The following is an 18,046-nucleotide window of genomic DNA, read 5'->3' on the forward strand; positions in this document are numbered from 1 at the left end:
GCAGGGGGGACCCTGTGGGAGAGTAGGACGCCGCCGAACAATTCTTCTAGAGAAGCCCTCTTCCTTCGGGAAGGGGGCTTCTCTGCGTTCATGACCGGTTGTGGTGGTGCGTGCGGGGGTGGCAGGGGGAGCGCGGGGCTGAACGCGTGTCCGAGTAGGATCCGATCACCCGAGTCCTGACCCAGGGGTTGATCAACGAATGGCACGTCCATCCCTTACCCGTGCGCACCGCGCGTTGCTTGGCGTGGTCGCGGTCGGCGCTTGCCTGATCTCCGGGATTGGCTTTGCGGGATCGTACTCGGCAGTGCGTGAGCTGGCGCTGCACAAGGGCTTCGGCAACTTCTCCTACGCGTTCCCGATCGGTGTCGACGCCGGCATCGTGGTGCTGCTCGCGCTGGACCTGGTGCTGACCTGGCTGCGAATACCGTTCCCGCTGCTCCGTCAGGCGGCCTGGCTGCTGACGGTCGCCACCATTGCGTTCAACGCCGCAGCCTCCTGGGGTGATCCGCTGGGGATGGGCATGCACGCGGTCATCCCGTTGCTCTTCGTCGTGGTGGTGGAGGCCTCGCGGCACGCGGTCGGGCGGATCGCGGCGATCACCGCGGACCGTCATATGGAGTCCGTCCGGCTGATGCGGTGGCTCCTCTCGCCGGTGCCGACCTTCCGGCTCTGGCGGCGGATGAAGCTGTGGGAGCTGCGGTCCTACGACGAAGTGGTGCGGCTGGAGCAGAACCGGCTGGTCTACCGGGCGCAGTTGCGGTTCCGGTACGGGCGCGGCTGGCGGCGTTCGGCACCGATCCAGGCGCTGCTGCCGCTCAAGTTGGCCAAGTACGGGGTTCCGTTGGACATGACCCTGTTGGAGCGGATCGATCCCCCCGCAGCGGTGGAGGCGCCGGTGGCGAGCGAGGTGGCGGAGGCGTCGACGGTGTCGGCGGCGGTGGCGGTTCCGGCGCTTGCCAGGCTGGCCGCCGCGCGTTGGCGGGACGGGCAGGGAGGTCCGGAGGAGCAGGCCGAGGCGCCGGCGCGGCCGGCTCGTCCGGTCACCGCGCTGCGCGACATTCGGGCGGAGGTCGGGCAGCAGCCCCGACAGCAGAGCGCTGTGCCGCAGCAGGCGGCGCCCGCCCAGGCGTCTGCCCAGGCGTCGCTCCAGGCCGATGTCGAACCGCCGGTCGCTGCGGACAGCGCGCGTCAGGTCGGGCAGCAGTCGCCGTGGTTCAGGACGCCCCGGCCGACCACCGCGCAGCAGCCGGCCCAGCTGACGAGGCCGGTGCAGCAGGGAGTTGAGGCCCCGTCCGATGGCCGGCTCAACGTGACGCCGGTACCGGCACCGCAACCCCAGCCGGTCGCGCAGCCGGAGCCGGAACCCGTCCTGGCGGAGTCCCCGGTGGAGGAGATCCCCGCCCCGGTGGCCGTGCCGCCGCAGCCGGCGATGGACAACCTTTTCGCGCCGAGGCCTCGGGCATCGAATCGGCCGGCCGCTCCGACGTCGGCTCAGGCTCAGGCTCCGTTTCAGGAACCGGTTCAGGACCTGGCGGTCCAAGAGGCCCCCGAAGAGCCGGAGTTCTTCGAGTCACGGCAGCTGACGGTGGATCTGGCCATCGACGCGTTGCTGGCCTACAAGGACTCCCAGGGACACGATCCCGACGAGGAGGCGCTGGCGGATTTCCTCTTCACCCAGTACGGCGTCAGCGGCAAGCAGCCGGGCGTGCCGGCAAGTCAGAGCGAGATCCGGCGGATCTGGCCGAAGTTGCGGGACCGGTACGCGACCCTCGGTCGCGAGTAGTCCGGTTGGTGAGCCGCCATTGACGCCCGACTGCGGCACGGATACCTTCACATCAACAAATTGTTGAACAGCTTCAGTGTGGAGGAACCCGGATGTCGCAGGTCGAGGTGGGTGGCGGCGACGCAGCCGACGCAGCTGCGGGGAGCCTGACGTTCTCCCCGTCCGCGCGTGCCGCGGTGGACGCGCTGCTCGGGCCGGTCGACGCCGAGCTGGCCCGCCGCTACCCGGGGGACTCCGGGAGCCGGCAGCCGGTCCACACCGTCTACGTCCCGGCCGACGCCTTCGCCGCGGACACCGTGGCCGACTGGGGCCGCCAGGCGCTCGAGGCGCTGGACACCCACGCCGGGACCCCGGCCGAGCTGGCCGAGGCGCTCGGGGTGCCCGCCGACGAACTGATCACCGAGGTGCATGCCCGGGTCCGGGCCAAGCTGCAGCGCGAGCCGATCGAGGATCTGCGGATCGACTTCGAGGACGGCTACGGCCCGCGCCCGGATGCCGAGGAGGACGCCGAAGCGGTCCGCGCGGCCCGGCTGGTCGCCGCCGCCGTGGCCGACGGTACCGCCCCGCCGTACATCGGGATCCGGATCAAGTGCATGGAGGCGGCGGTCCGCGACCGCGGCATCCGCACCCTGGAGCTGTTCCTGGCGACCCTGTTGGAGGACGGCCGCGAGCTGCCCGCCGGCCTGGTGCTGACGCTGCCCAAGGTCACCTACCCCGCACAGGTCACCGCGCTGGTCCGTTTGTTGGAGGACTTCGAGCGGCGGGCCGGGCTGCCGGCCGGGCGGATCGGCTTCGAGATCCAGATCGAGACCACCCAGGCGATCCTGGGCGCCGACGGCCGGGCCACGGTGGCGCTGCTGATCGAGGCCGCCGAGGGCCGGGCCACCGGGCTGCACTACGGCACCTTCGACTACAGCGCCTCCTGCGGGGTCAGCGCGGCCTACCAGAGCATGGACCACCCGGTCGCCGACCACGCGAAGGCCGTGATGCAGGTGGCCGCCGCCGGTACCGGGGTGCGGCTCTCGGACGGGTCGACCAACGTCATCCCGACCGGTCCGCGCGAGCAGGTCTTCGCCGCCTGGAACCTGCACCACGGCCTGGTCCGACGTTCGCTGGCCCGCGCCTACTACCAGGGGTGGGACATGCACCCGGCGCACCTGCCCACCCGGTACGCGGCGGTCTACGCCTTCTACCGCGAGGGACTGGCGGCCGCGGCGGCCAGGTTGGCCGCCTACGTGGCCAAGGCCGGTGGCGACGTGATGGACGAGCCGGCCACCGCCAAGGCGCTCAGCGGCTACCTGCTGCGCGGGCTGGACTGCGGCGCGGTCGACCTGGCCGAGGTCACCGAGCTGACCGGGCTGGACCGCAAGCAGTTGGACGCGCTCAGCGGTCGCTGACCCGGCTGCCTCCGGGCGGTCGGTGGATAGGCTGGCCGAGCCGCCCCGTCCGTCGACCGACCCCCGGAGATCTGCCGCGCCATGTCGCCACCCGTCGCCAAGCCGTACCTGACCATCCGCGCGGACGGCAGCCACGAGATCGAGGTGAAGCGCTCGCGCTTCATCTGCCATCTCGCGCGGGCCGGTGACGAGGAGGCGGCGCAGGAGTTCATCGCGCGGACCAGGAAGCGGTACTGGGACGCGCGGCACAACTGCACGGCCTTCGTGGTGGGCTCGGAACAGCGCCGTGAGCGGTCCAACGACGACGGCGAGCCCGGTGGTACCGCGGGCGTGCCGATGCTGGAGGTGCTGCGTCGGCGCGGTGTCACCGACACGGTCGCGGTGGTGACGCGGTACTTCGGCGGTGTGCTGCTGGGAGCGGGCGGCTTGGTCCGTGCGTACGGGGGTGCGGTGTCGGCGGCGCTGGACGAGGTCGGTCTGGTGGAACGTCGCCGGGTCGCGCTTCTGGTGGTGGCCGCCGAGCACACCCGGGCCGGGCGCCTGGAGAACGAACTGCGCGCGGCCGGCTACGCGGTGCGCGATCTGCACTACGAAGCGGCCGGGGTGCGGATCGAGGTGGGCGTGCCCGAGGCGGAGCTGACCGGCTTCCACGACTGGCTGGCCGAGGCCAGCGGCGGCAGCGCGACGGCGGTTCCGGCCGGCCACTTCCACGTCGAGATTCCCTGGTCGGATGCATCCTGAGCGGAGTCGGGCGGTGTTGGGGGAGCTCGCAGAGCGGACAATCGACGTAGTCGTATGTCCTTTCGGCCAAAGGCCTGGGAATCGCCCACCCGCACGGCTGACGGTCAGTAGCCTGATATGACCGTCGAGTCACAGGAGCAGATTCCGAGATGGCCGTGATCCGTACCATCAGCATCGCGCCGGGCGCGAACACCGGCTGGCACTACCATCCGGCGCTCGTGCAGGCCGTCCTGCTCTCCGGAGAATTGACCCGGGTGCTGGAGGACGGCACGGTCGAGGTGACCCGACCCGGGCAGTTCCTGATCGAGCTGCCGCAGCAGGTGCACATCGGGTACAACCACGGTTCCGAGCCCGTCGTGATCCTGGCCAACTACCAGGTGGCGGAAGGTTGTCCGCTGGCCGTCCCGGCCCCCGCCCCGGTCCTGCCCGAGACCCTGGTCCCGGAGCCGACGCAGGCGGCCATGCCCGGCTGCCGGCGGGGCCAGACGGAATGGCTCAGCAACGCCTGAGGGCTCAGCCGGCCTTATACACCAGAGGCCTCCTGACCCGTCAAGCGACAGGCAAGCGACACTCGAACGAATTAACACGGCCCGGAACTGGAACTCCAGCTCCGGGCCGTTGCGTTCTCCCAGCAAGGACCCGGTCGACCGCTGCCGGCCGGACCCAGACATCACCCCATCGATGGAGGACCGTCAGACCCCACCACGCACCACGGAGGCACCACCCATGAGCATCGACCGCACCGCGCCACCCGCGACCGCCCCGGCCGACCCCCGCTCGGGCTCACCTCAGCCGGGCCACGCCACGCCCTACCGGATGACGGTGACCACCCGTCAGTCCCATGCCGACGCGGTCGCGTTGGCGGACCAGTGCCTGGGGGCCTGGCTCAAGGACGAAGGGTATGCCGAGCCGCCGCCGTCCGCGCCCGAGGCGCTGCCCGACACCGGGCTCGCGAGCCCGTCCTGGCCGCTCGCCGCCCCACCGCCGGGCGCCTCGCCGCTCGCCGCGCCGCCCGAGGCCGCTCCGACCGCCGTGCGGCACCGCCTCGGCGACCGGGTTCTGCTCGACCGGGATGCCGGCCCGCTGCTCGCCCGGTTCCCGGGCACGCCGCCCGGCCGTTACACCCGCCGCCGGCTGCGCACCCCGGCCCCGCACGGCACCCGCCAGCTGACCCTCACCGTGGCCACCGAGCGCGGCGGCCCCACCTGGATCCGGCTGGAGGCCGAGCAACTGGCCGCCACTCCAGGAGTGCGCACCCCCAGTGCCGTTCCGGTCCCCGAGCTGGTCCATCACCTGCTGCCGCTGATCGACGCGCTGGACGGCACGGCCGAGGTCCGCCCGCTGCCCCGGATCATCACCGCCGCCGAGGTCGATGACGTCATCGACGAGCTCTGCGATCCAGCCCGCCGGCTGCCCGTCCTGGTCGCCAGCGTGCCCGCCGACCTCGATCCGCGCGCCTGGGCGACCGAGCCGCTCGCCCCGCTGTTGCACAAGGTGGCCGGCCTGGCCGTCAGTTACGTGCTCGATCCCGGGGCCCGGATCGCCTTCAACACGGCACTGGAGTTCCACACCGTCTACGGCGGTGCCGTGCGCACCTACCTGCCGGAGGTGGATCCGGCCTCCCGGCGTGACGCCCAGCGGCATCTGGTGCTGCCCCGGCACCGGATGGAGGGCGAACCACGGCGGGCCGCCGCGCTGCTGGCCCGTGAGCCGCGCAGGTTGGCCGACCTCGCGCCGCTACCTGAAGCGCTGGCCCGGGTGCCCGTGTTGCGGGTGCGGCCGGCCGATCCGGCGGCGCCCGCCTCCGCCGTTTCCGCCGTCGCCGGCAGCCCCGCCACCCCTGCCGCCGAGCTGACCGAGCTGGTCGGTGAGTTGGCGGACGCCCAGCAGGTCGGGGCGGACGAGCTGCAGCGGGTCCGGCGCAGTCTGCACCGCTCGCACCGGCGCGAGCTCCACCTGCGCGCCGAGAACGAGCTGCAAGGCACCGCGCTGCGCCGGGTCAGCGCCCAGCTGCGGGTGCTGAACAGTCGGCTCTGCCCACCGGGGGAGAGCGCGCCCGATCCGACCGCGCTGCTCGACCAGGTCCCGCGCGGCCCCGACAGCTTCACCGAACTGCTCGACCGGATCGGCGAGTTCCCGCTGCTGAGCTTCACCGGCGACGAGAAGGAGACCCTCGCGCTGGATGCGCAGACGGTCGGCGGCAACTGGGTCCGGCTCACCTGGGACGGCCTGACGGCCCTGCAGGAGTACGCCACCGTCGCCGTGCACGGCGCGGCCGGCGGGGACTTCAAGCAGTGGTGCGAGCACGCGCCGCTCGGCGGTGGCCAGTTCCCACCGCGCAAGGCGGTGCGCAACGAATCCCGGACGGTCTGCAGCCACGGCAAGATGCGCCGGGAGCGGATGTTCGCCGTGCCGTCCTCGGTGGACCCCAGCGGGCGCGCCTTCATGGGTGCCCACCTGCGGATCGGCGGTGGCCGGACCGCGCCTCGGCTGCACTATCTGGACGACTGCTCGGGCAGCGGGCGGATCTACGTCGGCTACATCGGCATGCACCTCACCAACACCATGACCAACTGACCTGCGGCAGGGATCGACCGGCCCGACCCCGACTCGACACGCCTGACTGGACCTGAACTGAGCTGAGCTGACCGGACCTGCCGCACCGACCTCTTGTCCTGCCCGGCTGGCCAGATGTCAACGGGTCTCCCCTCGTTCGAGACCGACCGAGAACACGACGGCCACCCGACCGCCGTACGGTGGACAATGCTCTCGGGGGGTATACCGCCATCGCGCGCGTGCCCGGCCAGCGCAGTTGCCCGGCCACCGAAGAAGCGCCGGACGAGCATGGGGGCAGACCGCCGATGCAGGATTCGACCAAGCGTCAGTCGGCTGTCGAAGGAGCCTTCGGTCGCCGCGCGGGCTTCCTGGCCTCGGTGTTCGGCGGGGCGACCGGCGGGCCGGACCAGGCGGTCCCGACCGAGTTCCAGCCCGGTGGTGGGAACACGGGCGGCGGTGAGAGTGGCGCCGGGTCGTCCGACGAGCCGGGCGGTGGCACCGAGCGCACTGATGGCGCCAGGGGTGCAGGCACCGGCGACGCGGCCGGGCCGACGCCCGACGGCCACGACCCCGCCGTGGCCGCGCTGGGTCGTGCCGCGGAGCTGACGCACCATCGGACCGCCACGGTCCGGGCCGAGCAGCAGCGCCTGGCCGACCTGCTCGCCCGGCTCGCGCTGCCGGTGAGCGCGATGGACTTCGAGAGCCAGCGGCGCAGCTACGAGCCGCGCCCGTACCCCGACGGTCCGGCAGCGGCGCCGAGCACGCGCGAGCCGCGCTGGTCGGACTTCGCGCCGCCGGAGCCGCCCGCCGACGACCCGGAGTCGACCGCGACCAGGCGCCTGCTGGACTCCGGCTACCAGCGCGGGTTGGCCCAGGCCCGGCTGGCCCACCAGCGCGCGCTGCGGCAGTGGCGCTCCGAGCAGGCGGCCGTCGCCGACCCGGCCGAGGCCGCCGCACGACTCGCCCACGAGGAGGCCGAGCAGGCCAGGGCGCGCGCGGTGCGGGAGTACAACGACAGTCTGGAGGAGTGCCGCCGGGCCTATCTGGAGGCCGAGCCGGCCGCGGTCGAGTCGCTGCTCGAACGCGCGCTGGCCGCCGCCGAGGCGGCCACGTCCGAGCTGCCGGCCGCCTGCCGGGCGGTGTTCCGGCCGCTCACCCGGACCGCGGTGCTCGACCTCGACCTGCCCCCGCTCGGCCTGGTCCCCTCGCTGGACGGCTACCGGCTGACCGCGGAGGGCGAGATCAGTCCGGTGCCGCGCTCGCCCGTCGACCGCGAGGCGGACTACCTGCGCCTGGTCGCCCGGCTGGCGCTGCGCGCGCTGCAGGCGGCCGACGCGGTGGACACCGACGGCGTGCTGGCCGGCGTGGTGCTCAACGGCTGGCTTCGCGAGCCCGGCGCGACCTGCCTGCTCACCGTGGACGCCGACCGCGACGCGCTGGCCCGCACCCGGCTGGTGGCGCTGGCGGAGCCGGCCGAGGACGAGGCCGAACCGGGCGTCTACGCGGCCGCCGAGCAGGACGAGGCCCTGGTGCGGCTGCGCGAGCTGGGCGCCGCGATCAGCCCGGACCCGTACGCCAGGGTCGCGGTGCGGCCGTGTGCCACGGCCGGTGCGGCCGTACCGGCGGTGGCGGACCTGTCGCCGGGGGAGTTCGCGGCGCTGGTCCGCGAGGTGCTCACCCGGGGCGGACTGCGTGACTGGAGCGTGCGGTTGCGCGGCCACTCCGGGCTGGTCGCCACCGGCACCGGCGCCCCGGACAGCGGGTTGCCCGGCCGCTGGGTGGTCTGCGCCTCCCGCCGCCCCGGCCAGGTCGGCGCCACCGAGGTGCGAACGCTGGCCGAGGCCGTCGCCGAGGAGTCCGCCGGCCACGGACTCTGGCTGAGCACCGGCGGCTTCACCGAGGAGGCGCTCGACCTGATCGACACCGCCGACTTCCGCCAGATCCACCTCGCCGACGGCGCGGGCTTCCGCGCGCTCGCCGAGACCCACCTCGGGCTGCCGCTGGCGACCGGAGCGATCTAGGGCCTGTACGGCGGATCTTGCCGGGCGCCGTGGGGGCACCTCCCGGCCGAAGGCTGGGGGAGCTGCACGCCCCGCGGCGTCAGCCGCTGGTGTCACCGCCGACAAGATCCGTAAGAGAGCCCCTAGGGCTGGTCGCCGGCTGGTTGTGGGGTGGCGGTGCTGGGCTCCGTCAGTCCGGCCCGTCCGGCCCGGCCGGCCCGGTCGCCGCGTGCCGGATCGGCCAGTGACGGCGCAGTGCGTCCAGTGCGGCGGTGATCGCCGGGCGGCGGGAGGCCTGGCTGCGCCAGAGCGTGAAGACGCGGCGGGTCGGCTCCGGCAGCACCGGCCGGGCGACCACACCGGGCGGCAGTTCACCGCGGCCGAGCCGGGGGACCAGGCCGACCCCGAGGCCCGCCGCGATCAGCGCGATCTGGGTCTCGAACTCACCGACCTGGTAGAGCACATCGGGCTCCTCGCCGACCTCGCGCATGGTGTTCACCAGCCAGTCGTGGCAGATGTTCCCCGGCGGGACGCTGGTCCAGCGCTGCCCGCGCAGCTCGGCCACCGGGACCACGGGGAGTGCCGCCAGCGGGTGCTCCGCGCGCAGCACCAGGTCGACCGGGTCCAGGCCCAGGCTCAGCCGGGACAGGCCGTCGGGCACCGGCACCGGCACCGAGGCCCAGTCCTGCACCAGTCCCAGGTCCACCTCGCCGCGCGCCACCAGTTCGGTGGCCAGGTACGGGTCGGTCTCCAGGACCCGGACCTCCAGCTCCGGGCAGGTCCGCCGCAGTTCGGCCAGCGCCCCGGGGAGCAGGCCGCGCGCCCCGGTGGCGAAGGCGGCCACCCGCAACTGGCCGACCGCCTGGCCGCGCTGGTGCTCCAGCGTCACCTCGGCCTGCTCGACCAGCGCGAGCACCCGCTGCGCGGTGGCGGCCAACTCCCGTGCCGCGTCGGTCAGCACCACGCCGCGGCCCTGCCGCTCCAGCAGCACCGTGCGGGTCTCCCGCTCCAGCTTGGAGATCTGCTGCGAGATCGCCGAGGAGGTGTAGCCGAGCGAGGCGGCGGCCTTGCCCACCGAGCCGTGCACCGCGACCGCGTGCAGCGCGCGCAGCCGTCCCAGATCAAGCATGGTCCGATTATGGGCCACTGGTTAGCAGCGGTGAACAGTGGGGCTCAGCATTCTTCGCTGGTGCTGAACGGTGTGCTCGGGACATCCTCGGGACATGCCAGCCGAACCGCGTCCTGCGGGCACCACCGGTGCCATGAGTCCTCGTCACATCGCCCTGGCCGTACTGGTCACCGCCGTCTGGGGTGTGAACTTCGTGCTGATCGACGTCGGCCTGAAGAACTTCCCGCCGCTGCTCTTCTGCGCGCTGCGGTTCGCCGTGGTGGCCGTGCCAGCGGTCTTCTTCGTCGGGCCGCCCAAGGTGGCCTGGCGCTGGGTCCTCGCGGTCGGCTTCGTGCTCGGGGTGCTGAAGTTCGGCTCGCTCTTCCTCGGCATGCACGCCGGGATGCCGGCCGGGCTCTCCTCGCTGGTGCTGCAGGGCCAGGCCGTCTGCACCGCGCTCTTCGCGGCGGGGATGCTGCGCGAGCGTCCGGGCCCGCAGCGGATCGCCGGGCTGGCGCTGGCGACCGCGGGCATCGCGCTCGCCGCCCTGGACAACGGGTCCGGCGGGCCGGCCAAGGCCTTCGCACTGGTCATCGCGGCCGCCGTGTTCTGGGGGCTGTCCAACGTGCTGACCCGCAAGGCGGCGCCGCCGGACCTGCTGCGCTGGATGGTCTGGGTGAGCGCGGTGCCGCCGCTGCCGCTGCTCGTCCTGTCGCTGCTGGTCGAGGGCCCGCGTGCCGATCTGCACGCGCTGGTCTCGATCACCCCGGTGGGGCTGGGCGCGGTCGGCTACGTGGGGCTGCTCTCCACCCTGTTCGGCTTCGGCGCCTGGGGCTTCCTGCTGCGCGAGTACGACGCGAGCGCGGTCGCCCCGTACTCGCTGCTGGTCCCGGTCTTCGGGATGACCTCGGCCTGGCTGCTGCTCGGCGAGGCGATCACCCCGCTGGCAGGTGGCGCGGCGCTGCTGGTGATCGCCGGGATCGGGCTCAGCGCGGTGCGGCCCGAGTACCTGGACCGGGTGCGCCGTCGTCTGCGCCCGACCCGCGGGGCCGGGGCCGGGGCCGCTAGCGGACCGTCGACTGCCCGTGCGCCGCTTCCGCGGCCCTGAGGACGCGCAGCATCACCGCGACGTCCGCCGGGTCGGTGCTGCGGAAGTACTCCTCGGCGACCTCCTGGCGGACCTGCGCGAACCGCTCCACCGCCGCCCGGCCGGCGGCGGTCAGCACCAGGCCGACCGAGCGCCGGTCCACCGGATCGGGCACCCGCTGCACCAGCGCGCCCTGCTCCAGCGCGTCCACCACGGTGGTGGCCGAGCGCGGGGCCACGTTCAGCCGGTCGGCCAGCTCGCTCAGCCGCATCGCCCGCTTGGGCGTCTCGCGCCGCTCGGCGTGCGCGAGCACCCGCAGCGCGCGGCCCTGGCCGGGCGTCAGACCGTAGGGCTCGAGGCGGTCCATGGTGCGGTGCCGGATCCGCTTCATCGCCCTGGTCAGCTCGTCGGCCAGCTCGGCCGCCCCGTCGGGCGCCGCGGCGCCGAGGGTGGAGGGTTCGGTGGGCGAGCTGGTCATGCGGGGGCTCCTCGGCGGGGGAAGTGGGCCCAGGGTAGCGTCCGGGGCGGGTAGCGAGCCAGCCACATGATGAGCCAGGCTCAGTATTGCCGGTCGGTCGACGGCAGCCACCTGGCCAGCGCCCAGAGCACCAGGGCGGACAGGCACCAGCCGGCCAGCACGTCCAGGAACCAGTGGTAGGTGCACCAGACCAGCCCGAGCCCGACCGCCAGCCCGAGCAGCGCCATCGCCGCGTACAGCGGGCGCCGTCCGGCCCGGGGCAGGGTGCGGCCGATCAGCAGGCCCCCGACCCCGTAGCCGACGCAGGCCGTGGTGGTGTGCCCGGACGGGTACCAGCCCCAGGAGCCCGGCGCGACGGGCTGGCCGAGCGGGCCGCCGCGCGCGAAGTACGCCTTCGCCGGTACCACCAGCAGCGGGATCAGCAGTGCCGCGAGCGGGGCCAGCAGCAGTGGCAGCCACCAGCGCCGAATCCCGGCCCGCCGGGCTCGCCAGGCGGCCAGCGCGCCGGCGCCGAGCAGCACCGGAATCGCCGGGACCGTGCTGCCGAGGTCCGAGAAGAGCTGGCCGAGCCAGTTGAGCAGGCCGCTGTGCAGGGCGTCGTGCGACTGCCCGACCCAGTGGCGCACCCAGCGGTCCAGGCCGAGCAGCGGCCCGCCGACCGCGACCTGCCAGGAGACCAGGGCCAGCACCAGGGCGAGCGGCAGCGGCGTCAGCGGGCTGTCGCGCAGGCTCGCCAGCGGGTGGGTCAGGACATGCAGGAGCCGCCCCGGAGCGGGGGGGAGAGCTCCGGGGCGGCCTGGGTGATCGCCGCTCCGCGCGCCCCGGGGGGTGTGGGCCGGACGGCCGGTCGATCGGTCCTGTGGCGGCGCCGTTGGGGGCGCCTGGTTGTCCTCGCGGATCGGCTGGCCGACCGCTGGTTGAGGCTCGCTGTCCATCTGCCATGACATTACGTCAAGCGGATTCCCGGCGGGCCGGGCCTGCCAGGGTTCGCACAGCATCTTCACCTGATGTGGTGCAACCTCCACGGCCGGTGAAGCGTCGCCGACCGAACCCACGGTGCGCCCGGTCCAGGATCGGACCGGGCGCACCGTGAGCGAGAGTTGACGCGTCGTCAGTCAGATGATCCGACGGATGCGCGCGGGGCTGAGCGTGGGGCTGAGCGGCCCCTTGGCGGTCGGCCTCAGACGCCGGCGGTCGCACCCTGCAGCGTGAAGGCGCCCTCGATGATGTCCAGGCCCTCGGTCAGCAGGTGCTCCGGGATCACCAGCGGCGGCAGGAAGCGCAGCACGTTGCCGTAGGTGCCGGCGGTCAGCACCACCAGGCCCTCGGCGTGGCAGGCCTTCGCCACCGCGGCGGTGACCTCCGGGTTCGGCTCCTTGGAGCCCGGCTTGACCAGCTCGATGGCGATCATGGCACCGCGCCCGCGGACCTCGCCGATCACGTCGAACTTCTCCTGCATCACCCGCAGGCGACCCAGCATCACCTCGCCGATCCGCTGCGCCTTGGCGTTCAGGTCCAGCGTCCTCATGGTCTCGATCGAGCCCAGCGCGGCGGCGCAGGCCACCGGGTTGCCGCCGTAGGTGCCGCCCAGGCCACCGGCGTGCGCGGCGTCCATGATCTCGGCGCGGCCGGTCACGGCGGCCAGCGGCAGGCCGCCGGCGATGCCCTTGGCGGTGGTGATCAGGTCCGGGACGATGCCCTCGTCGTCACAGGCGAACCACTGGCCGGTGCGGCAGAAGCCGGTCTGGATCTCGTCCGCGACGAAGACGATGCCGTTGGCCTTCGCGTACTCGACGATGGCCGGCAGGAAGCCCTTGGCCGGCTCGATGAAGCCGCCCTCGCCCTGGATCGGCTCGATGATGATCGCCGCGACGTTCTCGGCGCCGATCTGCTTGTTGATCATGTCGATCGCCTGCGCGGCGGCCTCGGCGGCGCAGTTCTCCGCACCGGTCAGCCAGCGGTACGGGTAGGCGACCGGCACCCGGTAGATCTCCGGCGCGAACGGGCCGAAGCCCTGCTTGTACGGCATGTTCTTCGCCGTCAGACCCATGGTCAGGTTGGTCCGGCCGTGGTAGCCGTGATCGAAGACCACGACGGCGGTGCGCTTGGTGTACGCGCGGGCGATCTTGACCGCGTTCTCCACCGCCTCCGCACCCGAGTTGAACAGCGCGGTGCGCTTGTCGTGGTCGCCGGGGGTGAGCTCGTTCAGCTGCTCGGCGACGGCGACGTAGCCCTCGTACGGGGTCACCATGAAGCAGGTGTGGGTGAACGCGGCCAGCTGCTCGCTCGCCTTGGCGACCACGGCCTCGGCGCTGTTGCCGACGTTGACCACGGCGATGCCGGAGCCGAAGTCGATCAGGCTGTTGCCGTCCACGTCCTCCAGCACCCCACCGCCGGCGCGCGACACGTACACGGGCAGGGTGGTCCCGACGCCCGCCGCCACCGCGCCCAGCTTGCGGGCCTGCAGCTCCTGCGACTTCGGGCCGGGGATCGCGGTGACCAGGCGGCGCTCCTGCGGGAGCAGCGGTGCGGCGCTCATAGGGTTATCTCCAGTCGGCTCGGCTTGTTCTGGTTCTTCAGGGTTGCGCTGACGCGTCTTTCGGTCTTCGCAGGCTACGGCCGCCGCCCCGGCCCCGGCATGCGCCGGTCGGGCGCACTGCGCCGTCCGACTTGTCCTGCCCGGCCACCACCACCCACCCGGCGGACGACCACCGGCCCCGGCCGCCCCCTCCACTACATTGAGCGCGGGGTGTCGCCCGCCGGGCGGCATGGGTAACACTCAGCCGGGCAGGTCGGGGCAAGGGAGCGGGGCCGCAATGGGACTGGACGGCGGACAGGGCGGGCGGACGGAGCTGGTGCCGTCGGGAAGTCCGGCCCTCGACCCGGGTCCGGTACCGCACCAGGCGACCCGCCGCACAGCGGGCACCAGCCTCGCCAACTGGGTTGCCCAGCAGCGTCCGCCGGCCGAGCCGGGCATCTACCGCTATGGCCATCTGCCGTCGACCGCGACCGACACGGACGAGCCGCCGCAGCCCGCCGGTGCCCTGCTGCTGCGTGCCGCCGCCAATGTGCTGGTCTGCCTGCTCGCCTATCGGTACGGCACGCCCGCAGTGATGTACACCATCGGCTACCTCGGGTGGTTCCGCGCTCTCTCGCCGGACCAGTTCAATGTGGTCGAAACGCTGCTCAACCTGCTGCTGCTGGTCCTGTTCCTCGCCCTGTTCGGCCGGATGGGTCGGTGGCTGGAGGTCTACCGGCGTTTCCTGTCCCCGATGGGATTCCGGCGCAACGTTCTGCCGCTGCTCTCCAAGGCCGTGACCGATGATCGTCCGGCGGGTGCCGAGCCGGCACGAGCCGAAGCCGTCGACCCCGCCCTCGACCCCTGGGCCGAGCTGCGTCAGGCCGGCCTCGGTCAGGCGCTCGCCGTGGTGGAGGGGGACACCCGGGCCGGGCGGGTCGGTGATGTCGACTACGTGCGCATCCACCGGGTCTGGCGGGAGGTGCTCGCCGAGCCGGCTCTGGTCGGGGCGTTCGGGGAGCAGGTGGCGGTGCGGGGGGCGGCGGCGTGTGCGCATCCGTCGGAGGCGCGGGATCTGCCGGGGCGGGTGGCGGAACACGATCTGCTGTTGGGACAGGTGCGGTTGGGGACGGCGCAGGAGGTGCCGAAGAATCCGGCGGCGCACCGGGGGGCCGGGTTCGCACTGGACCGGGAGGTGCTGGCGACCTCGCTGCTGGCGGTGGGGCCGGCGGGGACGGGCAAGACGCCGCGGCTGGCCCGGCCGGTGGCGGAGGCGCTCTGCCTGCAGGCGTTGGCGCGGTCGGCGTGCGTGGTGGTGGTGGGGGCGGCCGAGGCCGAGTTGGGGCCGGACGCGGGGTACGACGTGGTGATCGCGCCGGGTGATCCGGCCTCGGCGTACGGGCTGGACCTGTACGGGGCGGCCGCCGACCAGGACGCGGCGGCGGCCCGGTTGGCGGACGCGCTGCTGCCGGACGAGCTGTCCTCGCGGGCGCAGGGCGCGCGGATGGCGCTGCAGCAGGTGGTCGGGCCGTTCCACGCGGGCTACGGGCGCTACCCGGGGGTGCGGGAGCTGCGGGCGCTGCTCGGCGGGGACGAGGGGAGCTGGGAGCGGCTGGTCGAGCAGTTGCGGGCCAAGGAGGTGCTGGCCCTGCACGAGCCGGACGTGCAGCAGCGGCGCGCCCGGCAGGGGCAGGCGGACGACCCGGGGGTGCTGCTGGCCGACCGGCTGGCGCTGCTGGACCGGCCCGCGTTCGCCGGTTGCTTCGAGCCGGCCGGGCCCGGTGCCAAGCCGGCCTTCGCGATGCGGGCGCTGGAGCATCCGCTGCGGGTGCGGGTGAAGCTGCCCGAGCGCGGGCACCCGGAGGCGGCCCGGATCCTGTCGCGGCTGGTGGCCGGCCAGTTCCTGCAGGCCGCGGTGGCCCGGGAGGACCGTTCGCTGTTCGCGGGGCTGGTGCTGGACGACGCCTCGGCGGCGCTGGACGCGGGGGCCGTGCAGGGGTTGCGCCGGCTGCCGGGGGCGAACGCCGGGGCGGTGCTGCTGCTGCGCAGTCTGGTGGACCTGCCGGAGGCGCTGCGGGTGCCGCTGTTCGGCGCGGTGGGGTGCCGGATGGCCTTCCCGGGGATCGCGCCCTGGGACGGCAAGCTGTTCTCCGAGGCCTGGGGCACGGTGCTGGTGCGCGAGCGGGCGGTGACGCTGGCCCCGGACACCTCGGGTGGCATGCTGCGCAAGGCCGGGCGGCTGGCCCGCAAGGCGCTGTCGGGGACCACGGCGCAGACCGAGAGCGTGACCACCCGGGAGGTGGAGCGGCAGCGCTGGTCGCCCTCCGAGCTGGCGCACGCGCTGCCGGCCGGGCACGCGGTGGTCTCGCTGACCTCGGTGAGCGGTGAGCAGGTGCCGCCGCTGCTGGTGGACCTGCGCAACTGATCGGCGCAACTGATCGGCGCAACTGCTCGCCGCAATTGAGCGCCGCAATTGAGCGGCGCGGCTGATCCGCGCGGAGCGCGCGGCGATCTGACGGACCGTCGGTGTTCGATCGGCATTCGGTTAGCTACGCTGCGGTGGATTTGGTGCCACGGCTTGTCCGCAGCGTCCATAATGAGAGTCGAACCGCACTCCGCCGCCCGGCCGCAACGAGGCCGTCGGGTCGTCCCACCGAAGGTGCCATGCCCCCCACACTCGCCTCCGTCGTGCGCAACTCCTCGCTCCACCTCACGGTCCTGGCCGGAGCGGACCACTTGGAGCGCCCGGTCCGCTGGGTGCACACCAGCGAGCTGGACGACCCCACGCCCTTCCTCGAAGGCGGCGAGCTGCTGCTCACCACCGGGATCAAGCTGGGCGCCGGCGCCAAGAACCTGCAGGCCTACGTCCACCGGCTGGCCGACGCCGGTGTGGTGGGCCTGGGCCTGGGCGTCGGCCTGTCGCACACCGAGGTACCGCAGCCCCTGGTGGACGCGGCCGCCCAGCGCGGCCTGCCGCTGCTGCGGGTGCCCGAGCCGACCCCCTTCATCGCGATCAGCAAGGCGGTCTCGGCGGCGCTGGCGGCCGAGCAGTACGAGGCGGTGACCACCAGCTTCGAGGCGCAGGAGGAGCTGACCCGGGCGGCGCTCGGCCAGAACGGCACGGCGGCGGTGGTCCGCCGGCTGGCCGCCCGCCTGGGCGGTTGGGCCGCGCTCTACGACAGTTCGGGCGCGCTCTCGGTGGTGGCGCCCGACTGGGCGGCCCGCCGGGCCGCCCGGCTGGCCTCCGAGGTGGACCGGCTGCGCCGCCGGCCGGCCCCGGCCAGCGCCGCGCTGCAGGGCCGGGCGCCCGGCTTCGACACCGCCGACGAGGACTTCGTGGTGGTCCAGTCGCTGGGTGCCGACCGCCGGGCCCGCGGCTTCCTCGCGGTGGGCACCGAGGACCGGATCAGCCCGACCGAGCGCTACGTGCTGAACGCGGCGGTCGCCCTGCTCACCCTCACCCTGGAGCGTTCGCGCGAGCTGCGGCACGCGGAGGAGCGGATGGGCGCCGCGCTGCTGCGCCTGGTGCTGGCCGGGCAGGTGCCGACGGCCCGGCAGGTCGCCACGGGGCTCCTCGGCGGCCTGCCCGAGGGCACCATACGCGTGCTGGTGGCGGGTGCCGCACCGGGTGCGGAGAAGGCGGAGGGCGAGGCGCCGGTGCACGACCTGACCGAGCTGGCCGAGCGCGCCGAGCAGGCCGGCGGCCGGGCCGGCGAGAAGCTGCTGGTCGCCCGCGAGCCGAGCGGCAAGGACGCCAGGGACGGCAAGGACGGCAAGGACGGTGCGGCGCACCCCGAGCGGCTGGTGCTGCTCGCGGTGGACGGCGGCGCGGTGCACCGGGCTTGCCTGGGCGCAGTCGAGGAGCACGAGGGACTGGCTCTCGGCGTCTCGGCCCCGGCCGCGGTCGAGGAGGCCGGCGGCGCCTACGCACAGGCCGAGCGGGCGCTGGCGGTGGCGCTGCGCGGCGGCCGTCGTTCGGTGGGCCACGAGGAGGTCGGCGCCGGCTCGCTGCTGCCGCTGCTCGGCGAGGAGGCGGTGGCGGCCTTCGCCGAGGGTCTGCTGCGCCCGCTGCGCGACCACGACCGCACCGCCCGTGGCGACCTGGTGGCCTCGCTGCGAGCCTGGCTCTCCCGGCACGGCCAGTGGGACGCCGCGGCCGCCGACCTCGGGGTGCACCGGCACACCCTGCGCTACCGGATGCGCCGGGTCGAGGAGCTGCTCGGCCGCTCGCTGGACGACACCGACGTGCGGATGGAGCTCTGGCTGGCGCTGCGCTCGGGCGAGGAGTAGCCCACCCGGCGATCGGCCGCGCCGAGGCCGGGAGCAACCGTCCATTTTGGCAGGCGAAATGCGGGGCATTGCGCCACCTCGGCCAATC

General features: G+C 73.8%; 13 protein-coding genes. 9 read left to right on the plus strand and 4 right to left on the minus strand.

Annotation, left to right across the window (positions count from 1 at the left end; genetic code table 11):
* Positions 1-199: 199 nt before the first annotated feature.
* The 6 genes from ABH937_RS36015 (at position 200) to ABH937_RS36040 (ending at position 8,498) form a co-directional block, all read left to right on the plus strand.
* Complete coding sequence (locus tag ABH937_RS36015) at positions 200-1,783, plus strand: DUF2637 domain-containing protein (RefSeq protein ID WP_370220662.1); 1,584 nt, start codon at positions 200-202, stop codon at positions 1,781-1,783.
* A gap of 92 nt (positions 1,784-1,875) precedes the next feature.
* Complete coding sequence (locus ABH937_RS36020; RefSeq protein ID WP_370220663.1) at positions 1,876-3,180, plus strand: aldolase; 1,305 nt, start codon at positions 1,876-1,878, stop codon at positions 3,178-3,180.
* Between the two features lie 81 nt (positions 3,181-3,261).
* Positions 3,262-3,921 carry a YigZ family protein gene (locus ABH937_RS36025; protein ID WP_370220664.1) on the plus strand — a complete coding sequence of 220 codons (660 nt, stop codon included), beginning with the start codon at positions 3,262-3,264 and terminating at the stop codon, positions 3,919-3,921.
* Positions 3,922-4,070: 149 nt separating this feature from the next.
* Entirely contained in the window at positions 4,071-4,430 is a 360-nt protein-coding gene (locus ABH937_RS36030; RefSeq protein ID WP_280694981.1) for a cupin domain-containing protein, read from the plus strand.
* Between the two features lie 217 nt (positions 4,431-4,647).
* Entirely contained in the window at positions 4,648-6,498 is a 1,851-nt protein-coding gene (locus tag ABH937_RS36035) for a hypothetical protein (protein ID WP_280694980.1), read from the plus strand.
* Positions 6,499-6,782: 284 nt separating this feature from the next.
* Positions 6,783-8,498 carry a restriction endonuclease gene (locus ABH937_RS36040; RefSeq protein WP_280694979.1) on the plus strand — a complete coding sequence of 572 codons (1,716 nt, stop codon included), beginning with the start codon at positions 6,783-6,785 and terminating at the stop codon, positions 8,496-8,498.
* Positions 8,499-8,667: 169 nt separating this feature from the next.
* On the opposite strand, the gene ABH937_RS36045 is transcribed toward ABH937_RS36040, so the two are convergent.
* Positions 8,668-9,606, minus strand: a complete 939-nt coding sequence (locus tag ABH937_RS36045) for a LysR family transcriptional regulator (protein ID WP_370220665.1) — start codon at positions 9,604-9,606, stop codon at positions 8,668-8,670.
* A gap of 133 nt (positions 9,607-9,739) precedes the next feature.
* Here ABH937_RS36045 and ABH937_RS36050 point away from each other — a divergent pair, with 133 nt between their 5' ends.
* Entirely contained in the window at positions 9,740-10,693 is a 954-nt protein-coding gene (locus tag ABH937_RS36050; protein ID WP_370220666.1) for an EamA family transporter, read from the plus strand.
* Here ABH937_RS36050 and ABH937_RS36055 read toward each other — a convergent pair.
* From ABH937_RS36055 to gabT, 3 genes are all read right to left on the minus strand, one after another.
* Entirely contained in the window at positions 10,650-11,150 is a 501-nt protein-coding gene (locus ABH937_RS36055) for a MarR family winged helix-turn-helix transcriptional regulator (RefSeq protein WP_370220668.1), read from the minus strand. The genes ABH937_RS36050 and ABH937_RS36055 overlap by 44 nt on opposite strands.
* A gap of 80 nt (positions 11,151-11,230) precedes the next feature.
* Positions 11,231-12,085: a phosphatase PAP2 family protein gene (locus ABH937_RS36060; RefSeq protein ID WP_370220669.1), complete on the minus strand. Its 855-nt coding sequence runs from the start codon at positions 12,083-12,085 to the stop codon at positions 11,231-11,233.
* A gap of 245 nt (positions 12,086-12,330) precedes the next feature.
* Positions 12,331-13,689: a 4-aminobutyrate--2-oxoglutarate transaminase gene (gene gabT / locus ABH937_RS36065; protein WP_370220670.1), complete on the minus strand. Its 1,359-nt coding sequence runs from the start codon at positions 13,687-13,689 to the stop codon at positions 12,331-12,333.
* 277 nt (positions 13,690-13,966) lie between these two features.
* On the opposite strand from gabT, the gene ABH937_RS36070 reads away from it, so the two are divergent.
* Together ABH937_RS36070 and ABH937_RS36075 are read left to right on the plus strand one after the other, a co-directional pair.
* Positions 13,967-16,093 (plus strand): ATP-binding protein, encoded by a 2,127-nt coding sequence (locus ABH937_RS36070; protein WP_370220671.1) that lies wholly within the window; start codon positions 13,967-13,969, stop codon positions 16,091-16,093.
* A 239-nt stretch (positions 16,094-16,332) separates the two neighbouring features.
* Positions 16,333-17,958 carry a PucR family transcriptional regulator gene (locus tag ABH937_RS36075; protein ID WP_370220672.1) on the plus strand — a complete coding sequence of 542 codons (1,626 nt, stop codon included), beginning with the start codon at positions 16,333-16,335 and terminating at the stop codon, positions 17,956-17,958.
* Positions 17,959-18,046: the final 88 nt, after the last annotated feature.

The organism is Kitasatospora sp. GAS1066B, assembly GCF_041262605.1.
Lineage (GTDB): Bacteria > Actinomycetota > Actinomycetes > Streptomycetales > Streptomycetaceae > Kitasatospora.